This is a genomic window from Methylobacterium sp. Gmos3 (genome assembly GCF_056430985.1).
Genome location: NZ_JBWJYL010000009.1, coordinates 179,817 through 196,291 on the forward strand (window position 1 = coordinate 179,817; position 16,475 = coordinate 196,291).

Sequence of the window (16,475 nt, forward strand, 5' to 3'; positions counted from 1 at the left end):
TGGGGCGAGATGTTCGCGCTCGGTGGCGACGATGCGATGCTTATTGCGCTCTATCCTCAAGCTCGATCATGACGGCTTTGAAAATTCGGTAGCGCGTGTTGTCCCGATTCAGACGAATGGCGAGAACGGAATCGATTGCGATGCCAAGGGCACGTGAGCCGTGTATCCGCTCCATCATGCGTTAAGTTCAACGATTCGTGGGTTAAAGAACGCATCGTTCATAGCATCCTGGTGGAGTTCAGAACAGTTCGTTCTGATGAAGCTGTTCGGGGATCGATTGCGCGAGCGAGCCGCCGTGCTCGCCCTGTCTCACGCGGACGTCGCGCGCCGCGCCGGTCTGAGCGACAAGCGCTACTCGAACTACGTCATCGGGCTACGCGAGCCCGATCTCGCGACGCTCGTTCGCATTGCCGACGCTCTAGAAACGACGCCGGATGCCTTGCTCGGTGCGACCGCTGCCAAGCCTTCAACATCGCGGGCACAGAACGTGGAGCGGCTTTGCTTGGCCGCATCGTCTTTGTCCGACGACGATCTGGAACTGCTGATCGTTCAAACGGAAGCGTTCGCGGGCTGGAGGCGGAGACGCAACGAACGCTGAGCAGGGTTCACACCCGCGCGGCGGCCCCGTCCAGCGCGGCGCGGATGCGCGGTAGCGCGGTGCGGGCGGCGCGGTAGCCGAGGGCGATGCCGTCGGCGGCGCGGTGGAAGTCGAACAGGCCGAAGGCCGCCACGTCCGGGCCGATGGCCACGTCCGGCGGATCGCGTTCCAGGCGGGCGCGGGAGATGCGGTCCTGGGTGATGTTGAACGCATCGAGCACGACCCGGGCGATGCCGGGCACCGGCGGCTCCGGCGGCGTGCGCGACAGGCCGGGCACACGGCCGCGCATGGCGTCCAGGATGCCCCGGCGCGGGGCGGGGGCCGTCACCTCGTGCGTGACGGGGCCGCCCGTGTCGCCGTTGAGGTTCACGCAGACCACGACATCCGCGCCGAGCGCCCGCGCGAGCGCCACGGGCACCGGGTTCACGAGGGTGCCGTCCATGAAGAACCGCCCGGCGATGTCCACCGGGGGGAACAGGCCGGGAATGGCGTAGGAGGCGCGCACGGCCTCGACCAGCGGCCCCTCCGTCAGCGCGACCTCCGCGCCGGTGCCGAACTCCGTGGCGACGCAGCCGAAGGCGATGCGCAGGGTCTCGATCCGGCTGTCGCCGAGGTCGGTCAGCAGCCGACGCCGCAGCCTGTTGCCGGCGATGAGGCCGGAACCGGGCAGGCGCGGGTCCACGAGGCGCACCACGCGGCCTCGCGTCAGGGAGCGGGCGAAGGCTTCAAGCCGGTCGAGCCGCCCCGCCGCGTAGCAGGCGCCGACCACCGCGCCGATCGAGCAGCCGGCCACCACGGTCGGCGCGAGGCCCGCTTCCTCCAGGGCGCGAATGACGCCGATATGCGCCCAACCCCGCGCTGAGCCGCCGCCCAGGGCGAGGCCGAGGCGGGGGCCGGTCTCGGCGGGCCGAACCGGCTCGACGGTGCCGGGCGAGAATTCAGGTTCGGCCCAGGAGGCCGGACGGCGGGCCGCCTCGGCGGCGCGCCCGCGCGGCGATTCGGCCCGGGACGGAGAGGGGATGGGGCGATGGGGAAGCTCGCGCCGCTCCGGCAGGCGGCTCATTCCCCGGCGAACCGCAGCCGCACCTGTCCGGTCTCCCGGTCGAGGGCGACGGTGCGGTAGAAGCAGGCGCGGCGACCCGTGTGGCAGCAGCCACCATCGCCGCCGACCTCGACGGTGATCAGCACGGCGTCCTGATCGCAATCGGTGCGCATCTCCACGACGCGCTGGGTCTGGCCGCTCGTGGCGCCCTTGCGCCACAACTCGCCGCGCGAGCGCGACCAGTACCACGCCTCGCCGGTCTCGACCGTCCGCGCCAGGGATTCGGCGTTCATGTGCGCGACCATCAGCACCCGCCCGTCGCCGGCATCGACCGTGACGCAGGTCACGAGGCCGTCGCGGTCGAAGCGGGGCATGAAGAGGTCGCCCTCCTCGACCTCGGCCTTGCTGCCGGGCGTGGGGAAGGCGATGCGGGATGCGTGCGTCGGGGCGGTCTCGGGCATGGCGTTCGACAAGCCGCGAGGGCCTATTTGGCTCCGCCGCGGACGAGGGTCAGGAAGCGGACCTGCTCGTCGGGCGCGTCCTTGAACACGCCGCGGAACTGGGTGGTGAGGGTCGAGACGCCGGCCTTCTGCACGCCGCGCATGGCCATGCACAGATGCTCGGCTTCCAGCATCACGGCGACGCCGCGCGGCTTAAGGATGCTCTCGATCACGTCCGCGATCTGCGCCGTCATCGTCTCCTGCGTCTGAAGGCGCTTGGCGAAGGCATCGACCACGCGGGCGAGCTTCGAGAGGCCGACCACGCCCTTCGACGGGTAATAGGCGATGTGCGCCAGCCCCATGAACGGGACCATGTGGTGCTCGCAATGGGAGTGGAACGGGATATCCCGCACCAGGACGATGTCGGAATAGCCCTCCACCTCCTCGAACACCCGCTCCAGCAGCGAATCGGCATCGATGCGGTAGCCGCCGAACAGCTGCTCGTAGGCCTTGGCCACGCGGGCGGGGGTCTCGATCAGGCCCTCGCGGGTCGGATCGTCGCCGGCCCAGCGCAGCAGGGTGCGCACGGCGGCCTCGGCCTCCTCGCGGCTCGGACGGCCCAGGGCGATCCCTTCGGGGACGCGGGTCGCGGAGGCCGGCTCCGGGGCGATCTCGGTCACGGCGGCGGTGCCGTCGCGGAACGGCAGATTATCGTTGCGCATGCCGTTCAGGGCCTGACCGTCGACACTGTAGGACAGGGATTTGAGTGCGGCATCCATGGCATCTCCGGCCCGCGCCACACGGGTCTTCATCGTGGTGCTGTCGGGCTTCGCGTACATGCTGATCGGGCTCGGGTTCTCGTGTGGGACCCGCGCCCGTGGCTGGCGCACGGGCCGGTGCCCCGGATGAACGTGGGCGGATGAGCCCGACCTCGGCCTTGGGCGCGACCTCGGTCGACCGGCCGCCTCCTCGCGAAGCAGCGGCACATCGCCTATATCGTGCCTCCCGAGCAAACGCGCAATCCGACGTTGGCTGCGCGGGCGGTCTGGCTGCCCTTATGCTTGCTCAACTGAGGCTTTAATGCTGGACGATATATACAATCGACGCATTCTGGAACTCGCCGCCGACATCCCGCGTCTCGGCCGTCTGGCGGCACCCGATGCGAGCGCCACGGCCCATTCCCGGCTCTGCGGCTCGACGGTCACCGTCGACGTGACCCTCGGCGCGGACGGCCGGGTGACGGATTTCGCGCAGGATGTCAAAGCCTGCGCCCTCGGGCAGGCGTCCTCGTCGCTCATGGGCCGGCACGTCGTCGGCACCTCGGCGGAGGATCTGCGGGCTCTGCGCGCCTCCATGCGGGCGATGCTGAAGGAGGGCGCCCCGCCGCCGGCCGGTCCCTTCGCCGATTTCGCGGTGCTGGAACCGGTGCGGGACTTCAAGGCGCGCCACGCCTCGACGCTCTTGACCTTCGACGCGGTGGTGGATGCCCTCGACCAGATCGAGGCCAAGCGGCGGGCCGCAGCGTGAGCCTGCCGCGGCGGGCCGCGCATCTCGCGCTGCGCACCTATCAGCTCAGCCTGTCGTCCCTGATCGGCCGCCAGTGCCGCCACTGGCCGAGCTGTTCCGCCTACATGGATCAAGCCATCGCCACCTATGGCGTCTGGCCGGGGGCGTGGATGGGCTTCGCCCGCATCTGCCGCTGCGGCCCGTTCGGCACCCACGGCATCGACCTCGTGCCCGGCCGCCTGCCGGAGGACGCGGCCTGGTACCGGCCCTGGTCCTACGGCCGCTGGCGCGGCACCGAGGCGCCGCCCCTGCCGGAGGGCTCGCTCCTGACGTGCGAGGCGGTGGAGGAACCGGAGCCGGAACCGGCGCCCGAACCTCGCCCGTTCCCCGACCTGCCGTTCCGCTCGCCGCCCTTCCGCTGGGAGTGACAGGCGCGCCCGTTCCTCGCGGGGCGGTGAAACCTAATCTGCGGCCTCCGGTTGATCGGGAAAGAGCCCGGCGCGGCCGGGTGCCTCCAGAGATCGGGATTGGGTGCCATGACGACGGGAACCGAGGGCAAGAGCCACATCGACATCTTCGACCGCACCAGCCGGATGGCCTGGGCGCAGCATTTCGGCGTGAGCGAGGAGCGCCTGCGAAAGGCGGTGACCATGGTCGGCACCCGCGTCACGAGCATCACCGCCTACCTGCACCGGCCGGGATCCTGAGGAACGCCGCATGGCGCGGCGCGTGGCACCGGTTCGGTAGGGCGCGATGACCTCAGAGCGGAATGCGGGCGCAGACGAGTCTCGCCAGGATGCGATCACCTTCGAGCAGATCCGGGAGCGCGCCTACGAATTGTGGGAGCGCAACCATCGGCCCGAAGGCCTCGAAATCGAGTTCTGGCTGATCGCCGAGCGCGAATTGCGGGCGGAGCGGGAGCGCCGCAAGGACAAGTCCGGCGGCGGGACCGGGGCGTAGAACGCCCCGGTTTCCTCGGCCTCAGGCGGCCGGCTTGATGAAGCGGAACATGTTCGCCCGCGCCTCGTCGTCCATCTCGGCCTTGAAGGCGTGGCGGCCCTTCAGCGCCTCGGCGCGCTGGGCGGCCGGGCGGGCATTGATCGCGTCGAGCAGCCGCTTGACGTTGGGCAGGCCCGCGAATGCGTCCTCGCCCACCACGAACGGCACCATCCGGGCCCATCCCCACACCGCCATGTCGACGATCGAGTAGGCATCGCCCACCATGAAGGCGCGGCCCTCAAGGTGCTTGTCCAGTACGCCCCAATGGCGGCGCGCCTCGTAGACGTAGCGGTCCATGGCGTAGGCGCCGGCATCCTTCGGCGCGAAGTGCCGGAAGTGGACGCACTGGCCGGAGAACGGCCCGATGCCGGTGGCCACGAACATCAGCCAGGACAGCATCTCGCCGCGCGCCGCCCCGTTCTGCGGCGGCAGGAATTGGCCCGCCTTCTCCGCGAGGTAGAGGAGGATGGCGTTCGAATCGAACACCGTCGTCTCTCCGTCCACGATCGCCGGCACCTTGGCGTTCGGATTGACCGCGGCATAGGCGGCGTCGAACTGGTCGCCCTTGCGGGTGTCCACCGGCACCGGCTCGTAGGGAAGGCCGAGTTCCTCCAGGCAGAGGGCGACCTTCATCGGGTTCGGCGAGAGGTTGTAATAGAAACGGATCACGCGCGGTCTCCGGGGTTGACGCCTAGTGCATCGATCCAGACGAAGGCGTCAGCCGTGTCTGGAAAAATTGATGCAAAAACAAGGAGCTAGGGCAGACACGCATGAACGGAGTGAGTGCGTCTCTGCCCTAGTCGGTGACGATCTTGTAGCTGCGGCCCGGCACCAGGGCCGCGCCGCGTTCCAGGCCGTTCAGGACGAGGAAGCGGTCCAGGGCGCGGTCGGACACGACCATGCGCCGGGCGAGGTCTTCCGTGCCGGCGCCTTCCGCCTGGACGATCTGGAGGCGCGTCGGGCGCAGGGCCGTCACCTCCTCGGCCGGGACCTCGGCGAGGCTCGATACCCAGCGCCTGAAGGCGGTGTCGGGGTCCGCGCTGCCCTTGGCGGCCATGATCATCCGGTAGGTCGCACCGCCGAGGCGGATCGCGGCGAGGCGGAACGTCCAGTCCTTGCCCCGCGACAGGGCGAAGGCGGCCGGGTTGCCGTTGACGTCGCGGCTCTCGGAGCCGGCGGGATCGAGGCTGTCGTTCCAGGTCGCCTTGAGCATCGCATCGAGGCCCTGGCCCTCCTTGCTCTCGATCTGGTCGAAGAGCAGGCGGCGGTTCCCGTCCGCCGTGGTGCCGAGCACCGCCGAGCGGGTGTTCTCCAGGCTGAACCCCTCCGGCACGGCGAAGGCGATGCCGAGGCCGGAATGGATGAAGCGCCCGCTGCGGACCACGCCGTCGCGGGGGCTGTCGCCGTAGGCCAAGCCGTCGATGGCGGCGAGGTAGCGGCTGCGGTCGTCGGTGCCGATGCCCGGCGCACCGACCTTGCGCGCGGCGCGGATGGCGAGGCTCACGCGCTCGGCCGTGCCGGGATGGGTCGCGAGCATGTCGGGCTCGCCCGCCGTGCCGCCGCCCTGCTTCAACTGCACGGTGCGGTTCAGCGCCGTGAGGAATCGCGCCGCCGCGAACGGGTCGTAGCCGGCCGCCGCGAGGGTCTTCACCCCGGCGGCATCGGCCTCCAGTTCCTGCTCGCGGGAGAAGCGGGCCAGGGCGAAGCGCGATTGGCTCTTGAGCTGCGCCCCCGTGTCGGGGTCGTTCAGAACGTCCGCCACCACCTTGCTCACCAGGGCGGAGCGCAGTTCCAGCTCGCTCCGCGCGGTGGCGTGGTTGAGGGTGACGTGCGCCATCTCATGGGCCAGCACCGCCGCGACCTCGGACGTGTCGTTGGCCAGCGCCACGAGGCCGCGCGTGACGTAGAGCCGCCCGTTCGGCAGGGCGAAGGCGTTGATGACGGGCGAATCGAGCAGGGTGACGGCGTAGGCCTGGTCCGGCCGGTCGCTCGCCTTCACGAGGCGGTCGGTCACTTCCGTGAGCAGACGGGTGACGGCGGGGGCCTTGGCCTCGCCGCCGAAGGAGGCCACGAGCTTCTGGTGATCGGCATCGGACGCCCGCTCGCGGCCCGTCACCTTGGGCGCTCCGGCCGGCACGCGCACGGCGGCCGGCGCGCTCACCGAGCCGGTCTGGTCCGCCACGCAGGCGCCCAGAATCAGGGCGGCGAAGCCGAGACAGGCCGCCCGCCGGAAACCGACCACCCCCCGCATCACGTCCATCGCGCTCAGCGCCGCACCCCAGAATCGTCCTGCCCGTGCAGCACCTCGATCACATCGGGCGTCGCGACCGCGATGACGGGGCCGCGCCCGATCTCGATGACGCCACGGACCCGCACGCGTGTGCCGTGCAGCGAGTCGGCAGTCAAACCATGGTCGGCCATCGTTCGCCAAGTGCGTTTCGTTACCGTGACGGTGAGGCCGTCGCCGCCCCGAGGGACGAAGTCGAGGTAGGTGCGCGTGCTGCGCTCGCCGACATGGCGGACGATGCCCTCGACCACGGCGTGGCGTCCGGCGAGTCGCCTCAGGGCGGGGCCGTCCTGGGCGTCGGGGGGCGTTTCGCGCCACAGGCCGAGGTGCCGCCGCCGCGCCGTGTCCTCGACGCGCAGGAGGGCGGGGCGGCAGAGGGCGTCCGCCTCGCCGGGATCGACGGCGGCGAGGCCCGCCGCCACGAGGTCTCCGGCGAGGTCGGTGCCGTCGGCGAGGGATTCGGCGCCGACGCGCTCGCGGCCCCAGCGGTCCGGCAGGCCGCGCGGCGTCACGAGGATCCGCTGCCCGGCCCTGGCGGCGATGCGGACCCGCGCCGCATCGTCCTCCTCCGGCCAGCGCAGCGAATCGAGGACCGCCCGCCCCCCGGAGGCGAAGCGCAGTTCGCCGCGCGGGCCGAGACTGTCCAGGGTCTCGGTCCGGCTGGGGGCCTCCCGGCAATCGGGATGGGCGACGGGTCCGGCGGGGGCGGAGCAGGGCCATGCGAGCAGCGCGAGAAGCGCCGAGTGACGCCGCAGCCCCATCGCTCCCGGCCTCCGACGGTGTTGGCCGCGCCCCGTGGAGATGCTAAGGACGCGCGGTTGTCTCCGTAGCTCAGCTGGACAGAGCACAGGTTTCCTAAAGGTTCAAATTGGGCGTCGCGCCGGGAAACCGCGCGGCGGATCCGCTCAAAGTCGGGGAAAGCTTCCGGCCCGGTGCTCCGGCACCACGGCCCTGCCGATCCCGAGCCAAGCCCGCCCCGGCGGGAAGGTGTAGAGACTAGACGGGCGGCACCTACAGGCCGAAAGGCCCAGGGTGAAGGGATAGTCCAGACCACGAACGCCCCGAGCCTCCGGCCGGGCGGCGGCGAAAGCCGAAGTGGGATGAAACCTGGGGTCGCAGGTTCGAGCCCTGCCGGGGACGCCATCAACCTTTAAGGCCTTGATTGGCCTGAAACTCCGACGATATCAGTGCCTTAGCAGCCGCCGGTCCTACAATTCGGTGATGCAAACGCCATGACGCTGATGTCGTATCTCATCCGCGACCGCCACAGCATCTACTACTTCCGGCGGCCAATCCGGGTGGCGCTACGGCCCTTCATGCCGGTCGCGTGAAAGGGCAAGACGGCTTGGGTCAAGAGCTTGCGGACGAAGGTCCCGGCGGCCGCCAAGAAGGCCGGTGCGAATGCCTTGCGGGATTGCCTCGTGGACTTCGAGACCGCCGAACGGGCGCAACGCGGAGAGGCCTCTGTGGCTCGTACGCATCGGATTGGCGCGATGCCCACGGCTGATGAGATTGCCTCTGACTTCCTCGCCACCTTACTCGCGTCGAATGACGCCCAGCGGCTGGAGGGTGATTCGCGGCGTCACCTTTAAATCGCGGGGAGTGGGCTCAGTGGGACGCCCTAGGTTCAATCGACATTCAGGGTTTCGCTTGGCGGCGTGCTATGGGTGCTACGATCGGGAGCGCACTGGCACGATCTGCCCGAGCGCTACGGCAAGTGGAAGACCGCTCACAAGCGCTTCACCCGCTGGGCCAAGGCCGGGGTGTGGGAGCGGGTCTTCGCCGACCTCATCGTCGATCCCGACAACGACTACGTCAGTCTCGACTCCAGTCTCGTGTGCGCTCACCAGCAGGCGGCCACCGGCAAGGGTGGCAGCCAAAAAGGGGGGATTAGGCTCTGGGGCGCTCCCGAGGAGGACTGACGACCACGATCCATATGGCCGCCGATGCGCGCGGGAGACCGCTCAGGCTTATCCTCGCCCCCCGGCCAGCGTGGGGATGCGCCGCTGGTTCCGGCGCTGCTCGACGGCCTCTAGCCGCTCCGCGTCCTGTCCGACAAAGCCTACGACAGCAACGCCCTGCGTAGCCTCATCTTCGACATAGGGGCTGAGGCGGTCATCCCATGCAACCCGACCCGGCGGCGCCCGATCCCCTACGACTTCGCCGCCTACAAGGTCCGCAACACCATCGAGCGCTGCTTCAACAAGCTCAAGCACTTCCGCCGCATCGTCACACGCTTCGACCGCAGGGCCCGTCACTTCCTCAGCTTCCTCCACATTGAAGGAGGCACAGATCGTGATCGAGAGCTGGAGACGACCGTACAACGTTGGCCGCCCCCACTCGTCGCTCGGATACCGTCCGCCAGCCCCGGAAATGTTCATGCCAGCCTTCACCGCTTGGCCAGCTGCGCTCGCCCGACCGGCTCCGCCGACCAAGCTGCCCGTGGTGGAGCGGCCTACCGCACACTGACTTCACTCTTGGACCACCTAGTGGGGGCCGATCACATCGCACCGCTCCTCTGCGGCCATTTCCGACCGCTTCAACCATTATGATCGACACTTGTTTAGAGGCGAGACGGACGTCAATGCCGCCGCTTTCTGTCGTCTTGGACGGCGTGTCGGAGCGCGCAAAGTCACCGGCTGGCCGGTCGGACAGACCTACTGCACGGAGTGAAATGACTGATCGATTCGAACCGCTCGATGTCGGCTTGCCGAATAAGGGCAATTGCACATATTTGCCTTGACGGGTGCCTGCCCGGGTGCGTGATCAGGGACGAACGAAGATGATCCAGGAACTGCAGGTCCGACACGTCGAGCACGTCACCACGCAGTCGTTCGAGAAGGTCGTCGCCGCCTTCGAACACGCAGTAGGGTCAATCGAGGTGGTCGGCTGGCCAGCTCTCCCAGGTGGTGCGCGAGACGAGGGGGAGTTCCGGAGCCGGGTCGAGAAGCATCTTGGACCGAGCGGCTTCACCCGCTTCCTCACGCTCGACCACGGCGAATGGCTCAAGCTCTATGGGCAAGATGCCAAGGTGATGATGTACACCCTTGGCAACCCGCTCATTGCCATCACGATGCTGCGCCACGACATCCGGGCCGGCCTCAACGTGCCAGTCCGGCTCGTCATCTACCGGGACGAGGCCTCTGCCACGACGCGCCTCGCCTACGACGTGCCTTCCACGCTGATGGGCAACATCGCGGATGAGGCATGCCTCGCCGCGGCCCGAGGCCTCGATGCCAAGCTTGCCGCCCTCGCGGAACAGGTGACCGGCACCACGGCGTGAACTCGCCCTCGCTCGATAGGAGAACACCATGCGCCTGCTCGTCGTGGGGGCCGGATCGACCGGCGGGTACATCGGGGGCCGGCTCGCCCAGGCGGGCCGGGACGTCACTTTCCTCGTTCGACGGGGTCGCGCCGAGGGGCTGCGACGCGACGGCCTCAGGATCATCAGCCCGCTCGGCGACGCGACCGTCGAGCCGCAACTGGTCACCGCAGACACCCTGGACGAAACCTTCGACGCCGTCCTCTTATCGGTGAAGGGCTTCCAGCTCGACGCGGCGCTCAACGACCTCCGCCCGGCGGTCGGGCCGGAGACGATGATCCTGCCGGTGCTGAACGGCATGCGGCACATGGAGATCCTGGCGGAGCACTTCTCGCCCGGGAACCTTGTCGGTTGCGCCCTCAAGATCGCGACCATGCTCGACGACGAGGGGCGCGTGGTACACCTCAGCCCACTTCAGGATCTCGCCTACGGGGAGCTTGACGGCGGCACGACGCGACGCATCCAGGCGCTGCACGAGCTGATGCGGGCGGGCGGATTTCAGCCACGCCTGTCTCGCGAGATCCGGCGCGAGATGTGGGAGAAGTGGATCCTCCTGGCCACCATCGGCGCCGTGACCTGCCTGATGCGCGGGCCCATCGGGGAAATCGAGGCCGCGCCCGGCGGACCGGCCTTTGCGCTCGCCGTCCTGGACGAGGCCGTGGCGACCGTCCGGGCCATCGGCACAGGCCCCTCGGAGGCTTTCCTGACTGCGACGCGCGATCAACTGACCGCCAAGGGCTCGCCCCTGACGTCCTCAATGTACCGAGACCTCCTCAATAGACGCCAGGTCGAGGTCGAGAACATCATCGGCGACCTCGTCCGCGCCGCGGCTGGCGCCGGCATCGAGACGTCGCTGCTCGCCGCCGCCTACACGCATCTCTCGGTCTTCCAGAACAGGCTCGGAAACGCCTGAGACGAACCGAAACTGCCTGTTATCCGGCGAAGGCCCGCCTAACGGGCCGTACCGGGAAGATCGGTCGTGGTGACCTGGCGCATCATGTTTTTGAGACCGGCTGCCTCATCCTGCCCGAAGCTGTCCTGGAAGCCTTCCTCGGCGGACTTCCAGAGTGGCTTGGCCAAAGCGAGGAGCGCGCTTCCCTCCGGCGTGAGCGCCACGACCCGTCTTCGGCCATCGCTCGCCGATTGCCGGACGGTCAGAAGTCCGCGCCTGTCCAGTGGTCGCAGGAGATGGCCGAGGGTCGAGCGATCCATGACCAGAAGCGCGGCGAGTTGCTGGACCGACGGCTCGCCGTGGCGGTCGACCTTGGCCAGGATGGAATACTGGTTGAGGCCGAGGCCAATTGGAGCCAGTACGCCGTCATAGAGACGCGTCAGGTGCCGGGCGGCCTGCCTCACGGCGGAGCAACTGCAGGCCTCCGGTGGCAGGTCGTCCATATGTGCCTCTCGCTCCCTTGGCGTCCACGGCCCATTGCCTGCATCGAGATGGCGGCAATTGCCCCTGTTCGCAACGAGGGAATCAAGGTCCGCTCTGTTCGAGCGGAGAGCCGTGGCCTCACTGGCGATCCGAGGAAGCAGGTTCGTCGGCGGCCTCCAGAAGCGCGGCGACCGCATGCTTGGCGGACGCGAACGGTGAGCCGTCGCCGTAGACCTGCGAGAGCAGCAGGGCTCCCTGGAACAGCACGTTGATCTGCTTGCCCACCTCGGCCGGCCTCGCGAACCCGGCCCGCTCGCAGAGGTCGACGAAGCGTTGCTCGACGTATAGCGCAGCCCGCTTCCCGTGCGCGGCCAAGCCGTCGTGCTTGCCGACGAACTCCTGGGCCGCCTTGATCCCCAGGCAGCCTCGCGTCGGGTTCTCGTCGATCATCGCCTTGCGGGCATCGAAGAAGGCCATGATCTGCTGGCGCGGCTCCTCGTTCGAAGCCGCCACGGGATCAAAAAGCCTGCCAACGATGACCTGTCCGTAGTGGTCCAGGACCGCCTCGATGAGGTCGTCCTTGGTCGGGAAATACTTGTACAGCGTACGCTTCGAGATGCCGCTCTCCGAGAGGACGGCATCGACGCCGGTCGCATGGAAACCGCCGTCGTAGAAGCGGTCGAAAGCCTGCTGCACGATTTCCTGCTTCTTTTCCTCGCCCCGCACGTCGCCGGCCATCGGCCCCCCTTCTCATCCCTCCGCACCATACCGAGCGGCCTTGACCGGGTAAACCGATCTGTTTACGTAATTGTATGTAAACAGATCGGTTTACATCGCCGCGAGACGGGTTCCGCGTGCGACGCCTATCGGAGGAGAGATCATGTCCCTGCAGAACAAGGTAGTGCTGGTCACCGGCGCCAACCGCGGCATCGGTGCAGCCGTCGTGCGCGAGTTCCTCAAGGCGGACGTAGCGAAGGTCTACGCCGCCGCGCGCAGCGTGGCTTCCTTGCCCGACTTCGGCGACCGCCGGGTCGTCCCGTTGCAACTCGACGTAACCAGCGACGCATCCGTCACCGCGGCCGCCGGCACCGCCAGGGACCTCGACATCCTCGTGAATAACGCCGGCACCATGGCGTTCGGCGACTGGATCGCGACGAGCCAGGACGCGGTCGAGGCTGACATGAACGTCAACTACTACGGCACGATGCGGGTCATCCGGGCCTTCCTGCCGCATCTCACCGGCCGTGGATCGGGGACGATTGCCAACGTCGTCAGCGTCGTCGGCCTTGCGCCCGTGCCGCTCCTGGCCGGCTACTCGGCCTCGAAGGCCGCCCTGCATTCGTTGACCCAAGGGCTACGAGGCACCTTGGCGCAGTCCGGGGTCACCGTCGTCGGGATCTATCCCGGTCCCATCGACACGGACTTGGCCAAGGACATGCCGATGGAGAAGGCGTCGCCCGAACATGCGGCCGCCAACATCGTCCGGGGCCTCGCCGAGGGTCAGACCTCGATCTTCCCGGACCCCACGGCGCAGCAGATCGGCCAGCTTTGGTCCCAAACCGGACCGCAGCTCGAAGCCGCGCTGCAGGCCGGTGGCTGACGGACCTCCGTCGATTTGGTTTTCGCAGGACTTTCAGACCCGACACATCGAGGTGGCGGTGGCGACAGTCGCCGCCCTCCCTCAGCCAGTCACAGCGTCGCCCAAGCACGCGCTTGGACCAAGCGAGTGACATCATGCCGGCTTCGATGCGCTCCGCCGTACCATGAGGGCTGCATGTGCCCGGTCCACCGCGGCGGTCGCCATGGCGATCTGGGCCGCGGGGATGTGGAGCAGGTCTCCGGTCTCCTGCAGGACCAAAAGGTGATCACCGGGCTGGAAGGCTTCTGCGAGTTCCGGCGTGATCACGGTCATGCGGTCGCCGCCGAAAGGCACGGGGGTTCCCGACACGAGGCACGTGAGAGTGTTCATCTTGGAAGCGGGCATAGGGAATGGGGGCCTTCGGGAATTACGCTAAGCCCCTGCTTCGCTTGGCAGGGGTCGGAAGGAGCAGGTCCGCCGGTTGACGAACCGGCATGACCGGCGGCCCGTCATGCCCTGTGCGGCGCCGGTGGCAGAGCGGTCGACGTCCGAGATCGTCCGAGCCACGCCCCGGACGCCAAGGCGCCGGCATTGATGAAAGCCAGGGTGGCAAGGCCAGCGCCGAGTGCGAGGAACAGGCCCTCCAACCCGTAGCCGAGATGCAGGGCCAGGAGTCCCCCGCCGAGCGCGACGGTGACGCGGAGCAATCCTGCAACCAGCGGCCACCCCACCTGTCCCGCCCCCTGGGCGGCGAAGTAGAGGGCGAGCCCGACGCCGAAGAGGCCGTAGAAGGGTCCGACAAGACGAAGATAGAGCGCGCCGACCGCGAGCATGCCGCTGTCCTGGTCGAACAGGCGCAGCCAGACCTCGGGCCGCAGCGCGGCGCCGAGCCCGATGGCCTCCGCGAGGAGGCCGGCGATCACCGCCCCCGTCCAGGCCACCTGCTTCGCACGGGCCGTATCCCCAGCGCCCACCGCCGTCCCGACCATCGCGGCGAGCGGCGCCCCCAGGCCGAACACCATGGGCACGAGGAGGTATTCGAGCCGCGCCCCCGTGCCGTACCCCGCGACCGCCGCTGGCCCGGCCACGCCCACGAGGCCGGTCGCCGTGGCGATGGTCACATTCGTGGTGGCGCTGACGACGGCCGAGACGGCACCGATCCGGAGAATCGACGCCAGCGCGGTCCGCGACAGGGCCGGCGGCCGGACCGGAGGATGCAGGACTCCGCGGCCGGACCAAAGGTAAGCAGCGAAGACGACGATCCCGGCCACGTAGTAGGCCAGAACGGCGACCGCTCCGCCGACCACGCCGAGTTGCGGCAGAGGCCCGATGCCGAAGATCAGGGCGGGCGAGAGCGGGATGAGGGCGACCGTGCCCGCGCACATCACTCCCGCCGGAAGCAGCATGTTGCCGGTGCCGCGGATCACGGCGGCCAGCGCGTTGAACAGCCAGAGCAGCACGGCGCCGGCGAAGACCACATCCGAATAAGCGAGCGCCGCCGCGAGCGACGCTCCGCTGCCCCCCATGGCCGCATAGAGATGCGGACCGGCCAGCAGGGCCGCGACAGTGGTAAGCACACCGAGCCCGACCGCGATCGCCACCGTGTGCCAGACCAGACCGTTCGCCTCCTCCAGCCGACCGCCGCCGAGCGCCCGCGAGACGGCCGAGAGCATGCCCCCGCCGACCGCGCCGGCCGAGATCATCTGGATCAGCATCAGCATCGGGAAGACGAGGGCCATGCCGGCCAGGGCATCGGTGCCGAGGCGGGCGATGAAGTAGGTCTCGATCAGGCCCGTCGAGGCCTGGGCGGTTGTCATCAGGACGTTGGGCCCCGCGAGGCGCAGCAAGGTTCCGAGGACCGAGCCCCTCAGCAGGCGCTCCGTGCGGGCATCCCGTGGGGGCGGCCCGCTCCCGAGGCCGGGCGGGTCGAGATCGCGCGCTGATACCGGCGGCCGGGCGGCACGAGCGGCCGTCACGAGACTCGGGTCCAGGCCGCCACGACCGGGTCGGTCGCCGGTGGCTGCAGGTCGATCAGCAGGCAGGTGGTGCTCGCCGTGGCGCAGAGTCGTCCCGCCCCGTCGGAGAGCCGAGCCTCGGCCACCGCCTGTCGGCGGCCGGCATGGACGACCTCTCCCACCGCCGTGAGCGTCCCCGACGCGGCCGTGACCGCGCGCAGGTAGTTCACCTTGATCTCCAGCGTGGTGTAGCCCCGGCCCAGGGGCAGCGACGCATGCACGGCGCAACCCATCACGCTGTCGAGGAGCGACGCGAGCGCGCCGCCGTGGACGGAGCCCAGCGGGTTGTAGAGGTACTCGCCCGGCCCCATCCGCATCGTCACCCGGCCGGGCTCGGCCGAGACGAGATCGATGCCGAGCAGGGCGATCAGCGGCGGGGGCGGAACCTCCCCCGCCATCATCGCCCGCAGGAAGGCTAGGCCGTCGAGGCCCTGGCCTGCCTTCGCCACGAGGGCGGGGTCGGACCATTCCACGACGCGACGGCGGGACGGTGCGGTATCGAGGGCGGCATCAGTGGGCATCGGCGACGGGTCCTTTCGGCGGTCCGACCCTGCGCATCAGCGGCACGAGGGCGGTGGCGAGGGTGACGTTGCGGCTCTTCGGGGCCATCGGGTCGACGATCGGGCGCCATGGCTCCCGACGGCGCTGTTGGCCGCCACGCGAATCCCCGTGTGGCCGAGAGTGAGTCGGACGGCGTCGCCCATCTCCGTCGCTCCCGCTGTCAGATCATCGTATTGGGCTCGAAGCGGCGCCGGAGCCTGTCGCTGGCGGCCGGGCCCGCCGCCACGCGCACACCCTCTTCGAGGGGGCGGCCGGTCCGCCGGTCCACCACGACGGGATCGACGGGCAGGCCGGTGGCCGGATCGGTCAGGATGACGCTCTCGCCTTCGGGGGCGAGGTGGCGGTTGCCCCAGGCGAACAGGGTCCAGAGCACCGGCCGGAAGTCCCGCCCCTTGTCGGTAAGGACGTATTCGTACCGGGCCGGCCGCTCCTGATAGGGCCGCCGCTCCATAAGACCCGCTTCGCACAGGGCCTTGAGCCGGCGGGTCAGCATGTTCGGCGCGATCCCGAGGCTCTGCGCGAACTGGTCGAACCGGGTCAGCCCGTAGAAGGCGTCCCGAAGGATGAGGATGCTCCACCACTCGCCGACCCGGTCCAAGGATCGGGCGACGGGACAGGGCATCTGATCGAAGGGCGTGCGTTGCATCGGCCTAACATGGCCGAGTCACTTTCATTATGCAAGTTACTGAAGGTTAGAGGACGGGACGCCCTGGTTCATTGTCATCCGAATGCGCGGCGCCGCTCTCTACCG

General features: G+C 69.1%; 21 protein-coding genes and 2 pseudogenes. 11 read left to right on the plus strand and 12 right to left on the minus strand.

Annotated features, from left to right (window positions below; translation table 11 throughout):
- Positions 1-256: 256 nt before the first annotated feature.
- Complete coding sequence (locus ACS5Q7_RS19840; RefSeq protein ID WP_478340981.1) at positions 257-598, plus strand: helix-turn-helix domain-containing protein; 342 nt, start codon at positions 257-259, stop codon at positions 596-598.
- Between the two features lie 7 nt (positions 599-605).
- Here ACS5Q7_RS19840 and ACS5Q7_RS19845 read toward each other — a convergent pair whose 3' ends face one another.
- The 3 genes from ACS5Q7_RS19845 to folE are packed head-to-tail and all read right to left on the minus strand — an operon-like array spanning position 606 to position 2,919.
- A complete protein-coding gene (locus ACS5Q7_RS19845; protein ID WP_478340982.1) occupies positions 606-1,661 on the minus strand; it encodes a patatin-like phospholipase family protein in 1,056 nt (351 codons plus the stop codon).
- Positions 1,658-2,101: a phosphoribosyl-AMP cyclohydrolase gene (gene hisI / locus ACS5Q7_RS19850; protein WP_478340983.1), complete on the minus strand. Its 444-nt coding sequence runs from the start codon at positions 2,099-2,101 to the stop codon at positions 1,658-1,660. The genes ACS5Q7_RS19845 and hisI overlap by 4 nt, the downstream gene beginning before the upstream one ends.
- A gap of 23 nt (positions 2,102-2,124) precedes the next feature.
- The gene (gene folE / locus ACS5Q7_RS19855; protein WP_478340984.1) at positions 2,125-2,919 is read right to left on the minus strand and encodes a GTP cyclohydrolase I FolE; all 795 of its coding nucleotides are present in this window, start codon (positions 2,917-2,919) and stop codon (positions 2,125-2,127) included.
- Here folE and ACS5Q7_RS19860 point away from each other — a divergent pair.
- From ACS5Q7_RS19860 to ACS5Q7_RS19880, 5 genes are all read left to right on the plus strand, one after another.
- A complete protein-coding gene (locus ACS5Q7_RS19860; protein ID WP_478341144.1) occupies positions 2,858-2,989 on the plus strand; it encodes a hypothetical protein in 132 nt (43 codons plus the stop codon). The two genes, folE and ACS5Q7_RS19860, sit on opposite strands and share 62 nt — an antisense overlap.
- 171 nt (positions 2,990-3,160) lie before the next feature.
- Positions 3,161-3,607: an iron-sulfur cluster assembly scaffold protein gene (locus ACS5Q7_RS19865; RefSeq protein WP_478340985.1), complete on the plus strand. Its 447-nt coding sequence runs from the start codon at positions 3,161-3,163 to the stop codon at positions 3,605-3,607.
- A 2-nt stretch (positions 3,608-3,609) separates the two neighbouring features.
- The gene (gene yidD, locus ACS5Q7_RS19870) at positions 3,610-4,014 is read left to right on the plus strand and encodes a membrane protein insertion efficiency factor YidD (protein ID WP_478341139.1); all 405 of its coding nucleotides are present in this window, start codon (positions 3,610-3,612) and stop codon (positions 4,012-4,014) included.
- Between the two features lie 108 nt (positions 4,015-4,122).
- Complete coding sequence (locus ACS5Q7_RS19875; protein ID WP_478340986.1) at positions 4,123-4,293, plus strand: DUF3606 domain-containing protein; 171 nt, start codon at positions 4,123-4,125, stop codon at positions 4,291-4,293.
- Positions 4,294-4,339: 46 nt separating this feature from the next.
- Positions 4,340-4,546, plus strand: a complete 207-nt coding sequence (locus tag ACS5Q7_RS19880) for a DUF2934 domain-containing protein (protein WP_478340987.1) — start codon at positions 4,340-4,342, stop codon at positions 4,544-4,546.
- Between the two features lie 21 nt (positions 4,547-4,567).
- On the opposite strand, the gene ACS5Q7_RS19885 is transcribed toward ACS5Q7_RS19880, so the two are convergent.
- From ACS5Q7_RS19885 to ACS5Q7_RS19895, 3 genes are all read right to left on the minus strand, one after another.
- Positions 4,568-5,254 (minus strand): glutathione S-transferase family protein, encoded by a 687-nt coding sequence (locus tag ACS5Q7_RS19885; protein WP_478340988.1) that lies wholly within the window; start codon positions 5,252-5,254, stop codon positions 4,568-4,570.
- 127 nt (positions 5,255-5,381) lie between these two features.
- Positions 5,382-6,836 carry a M48 family metalloprotease gene (locus tag ACS5Q7_RS19890; protein WP_478341140.1) on the minus strand — a complete coding sequence of 485 codons (1,455 nt, stop codon included), beginning with the start codon at positions 6,834-6,836 and terminating at the stop codon, positions 5,382-5,384.
- A 14-nt stretch (positions 6,837-6,850) separates the two neighbouring features.
- Positions 6,851-7,633 (minus strand): thermonuclease family protein, encoded by a 783-nt coding sequence (locus tag ACS5Q7_RS19895; RefSeq protein ID WP_478340989.1) that lies wholly within the window; start codon positions 7,631-7,633, stop codon positions 6,851-6,853.
- An 891-nt stretch (positions 7,634-8,524) separates the two neighbouring features.
- Between ACS5Q7_RS19895 and ACS5Q7_RS19900 the strand changes: the two are divergent.
- The 4 genes and pseudogenes from ACS5Q7_RS19900 to ACS5Q7_RS19915 all read left to right on the plus strand — a co-directional run.
- Positions 8,525-8,794: pseudogene (locus ACS5Q7_RS19900) on the plus strand (transposase); the annotation flags it as partial.
- Positions 8,795-9,146: 352 nt separating this feature from the next.
- A pseudogene (locus ACS5Q7_RS19905) lies at positions 9,147-9,341 on the plus strand (integrase core domain-containing protein); the annotation flags it as partial.
- 313 nt (positions 9,342-9,654) lie between these two features.
- Positions 9,655-10,155 carry a DUF302 domain-containing protein gene (locus ACS5Q7_RS19910; protein WP_478340990.1) on the plus strand — a complete coding sequence of 167 codons (501 nt, stop codon included), beginning with the start codon at positions 9,655-9,657 and terminating at the stop codon, positions 10,153-10,155.
- A gap of 28 nt (positions 10,156-10,183) precedes the next feature.
- Complete coding sequence (locus ACS5Q7_RS19915; protein WP_478340991.1) at positions 10,184-11,107, plus strand: ketopantoate reductase family protein; 924 nt, start codon at positions 10,184-10,186, stop codon at positions 11,105-11,107.
- 38 nt (positions 11,108-11,145) lie between these two features.
- On the opposite strand, the gene ACS5Q7_RS19920 is transcribed toward ACS5Q7_RS19915, so the two are convergent.
- Complete coding sequence (locus tag ACS5Q7_RS19920; protein WP_478340992.1) at positions 11,146-11,589, minus strand: MarR family winged helix-turn-helix transcriptional regulator; 444 nt, start codon at positions 11,587-11,589, stop codon at positions 11,146-11,148.
- A gap of 118 nt (positions 11,590-11,707) precedes the next feature.
- Positions 11,708-12,307 (minus strand): TetR/AcrR family transcriptional regulator, encoded by a 600-nt coding sequence (locus ACS5Q7_RS19925; RefSeq protein ID WP_478340993.1) that lies wholly within the window; start codon positions 12,305-12,307, stop codon positions 11,708-11,710.
- A gap of 142 nt (positions 12,308-12,449) precedes the next feature.
- On the opposite strand from ACS5Q7_RS19925, the gene ACS5Q7_RS19930 reads away from it, so the two are divergent.
- On the plus strand, positions 12,450-13,169 hold the full coding sequence (locus ACS5Q7_RS19930) for an SDR family oxidoreductase (protein WP_478340994.1): 720 nt from the start codon (positions 12,450-12,452) through the stop codon (positions 13,167-13,169).
- A 132-nt stretch (positions 13,170-13,301) separates the two neighbouring features.
- On the opposite strand, the gene ACS5Q7_RS19935 is transcribed toward ACS5Q7_RS19930, so the two are convergent.
- From ACS5Q7_RS19935 to ACS5Q7_RS19950, 4 genes are all read right to left on the minus strand, one after another.
- Complete coding sequence (locus ACS5Q7_RS19935) at positions 13,302-13,481, minus strand: hypothetical protein (protein WP_478340995.1); 180 nt, start codon at positions 13,479-13,481, stop codon at positions 13,302-13,304.
- Between the two features lie 176 nt (positions 13,482-13,657).
- Positions 13,658-14,965, minus strand: coding sequence for an MATE family efflux transporter (locus ACS5Q7_RS19940; protein ID WP_478340996.1), 1,308 nt, complete (start codon positions 14,963-14,965; stop codon positions 13,658-13,660).
- A 155-nt stretch (positions 14,966-15,120) separates the two neighbouring features.
- Positions 15,121-15,684: a PaaI family thioesterase gene (locus ACS5Q7_RS19945; RefSeq protein ID WP_478340997.1), complete on the minus strand. Its 564-nt coding sequence runs from the start codon at positions 15,682-15,684 to the stop codon at positions 15,121-15,123.
- A gap of 200 nt (positions 15,685-15,884) precedes the next feature.
- Positions 15,885-16,370, minus strand: coding sequence for a winged helix-turn-helix transcriptional regulator (locus ACS5Q7_RS19950; protein WP_478340998.1), 486 nt, complete (start codon positions 16,368-16,370; stop codon positions 15,885-15,887).
- Positions 16,371-16,475 lie beyond the last annotated feature (105 nt).

Excerpts from the sequence above, each read along its gene's own strand:
- ACS5Q7_RS19920 (WP_478340992.1), bottom strand. The coding sequence starts at position 11,589 with ATGGACGACCTGCCACCGGAGGCCTGCAGTTGCTCCGCCGTGAGGCAG.
- ACS5Q7_RS19840 (WP_478340981.1), top strand. The coding sequence starts at position 257 with ATGAAGCTGTTCGGGGATCGATTGCGCGAGCGAGCCGCCGTGCTCGCC.
- ACS5Q7_RS19930 (WP_478340994.1), top strand. The coding sequence starts at position 12,450 with ATGTCCCTGCAGAACAAGGTAGTGCTGGTCACCGGCGCCAACCGCGGC.
- ACS5Q7_RS19915 (WP_478340991.1), top strand. The coding sequence starts at position 10,184 with ATGCGCCTGCTCGTCGTGGGGGCCGGATCGACCGGCGGGTACATCGGG.
- ACS5Q7_RS19845 (WP_478340982.1), bottom strand. The coding sequence starts at position 1,661 with ATGAGCCGCCTGCCGGAGCGGCGCGAGCTTCCCCATCGCCCCATCCCC.
- ACS5Q7_RS19875 (WP_478340986.1), top strand. The coding sequence starts at position 4,123 with ATGACGACGGGAACCGAGGGCAAGAGCCACATCGACATCTTCGACCGC.
- ACS5Q7_RS19950 (WP_478340998.1), bottom strand. The coding sequence starts at position 16,370 with ATGCAACGCACGCCCTTCGATCAGATGCCCTGTCCCGTCGCCCGATCC.
- ACS5Q7_RS19935 (WP_478340995.1), bottom strand. The coding sequence starts at position 13,481 with ATGACCGTGATCACGCCGGAACTCGCAGAAGCCTTCCAGCCCGGTGAT.
- ACS5Q7_RS19940 (WP_478340996.1), bottom strand. The coding sequence starts at position 14,965 with ATGACAACCGCCCAGGCCTCGACGGGCCTGATCGAGACCTACTTCATC.
- ACS5Q7_RS19910 (WP_478340990.1), top strand. The coding sequence starts at position 9,655 with ATGATCCAGGAACTGCAGGTCCGACACGTCGAGCACGTCACCACGCAG.
- ACS5Q7_RS19880 (WP_478340987.1), top strand. The coding sequence starts at position 4,340 with ATGACCTCAGAGCGGAATGCGGGCGCAGACGAGTCTCGCCAGGATGCG.
- ACS5Q7_RS19925 (WP_478340993.1), bottom strand. The coding sequence starts at position 12,307 with ATGGCCGGCGACGTGCGGGGCGAGGAAAAGAAGCAGGAAATCGTGCAG.
- ACS5Q7_RS19890 (WP_478341140.1), bottom strand. The coding sequence starts at position 6,836 with ATGCGGGGGGTGGTCGGTTTCCGGCGGGCGGCCTGTCTCGGCTTCGCC.
- ACS5Q7_RS19865 (WP_478340985.1), top strand. The coding sequence starts at position 3,161 with ATGCTGGACGATATATACAATCGACGCATTCTGGAACTCGCCGCCGAC.
- hisI (WP_478340983.1), bottom strand. The coding sequence starts at position 2,101 with ATGCCCGAGACCGCCCCGACGCACGCATCCCGCATCGCCTTCCCCACG.
- ACS5Q7_RS19895 (WP_478340989.1), bottom strand. The coding sequence starts at position 7,633 with ATGGGGCTGCGGCGTCACTCGGCGCTTCTCGCGCTGCTCGCATGGCCC.
- ACS5Q7_RS19945 (WP_478340997.1), bottom strand. The coding sequence starts at position 15,684 with ATGCCCACTGATGCCGCCCTCGATACCGCACCGTCCCGCCGTCGCGTC.
- folE (WP_478340984.1), bottom strand. The coding sequence starts at position 2,919 with ATGTACGCGAAGCCCGACAGCACCACGATGAAGACCCGTGTGGCGCGG.
- ACS5Q7_RS19860 (WP_478341144.1), top strand. The coding sequence starts at position 2,858 with ATGGCATCTCCGGCCCGCGCCACACGGGTCTTCATCGTGGTGCTGTCG.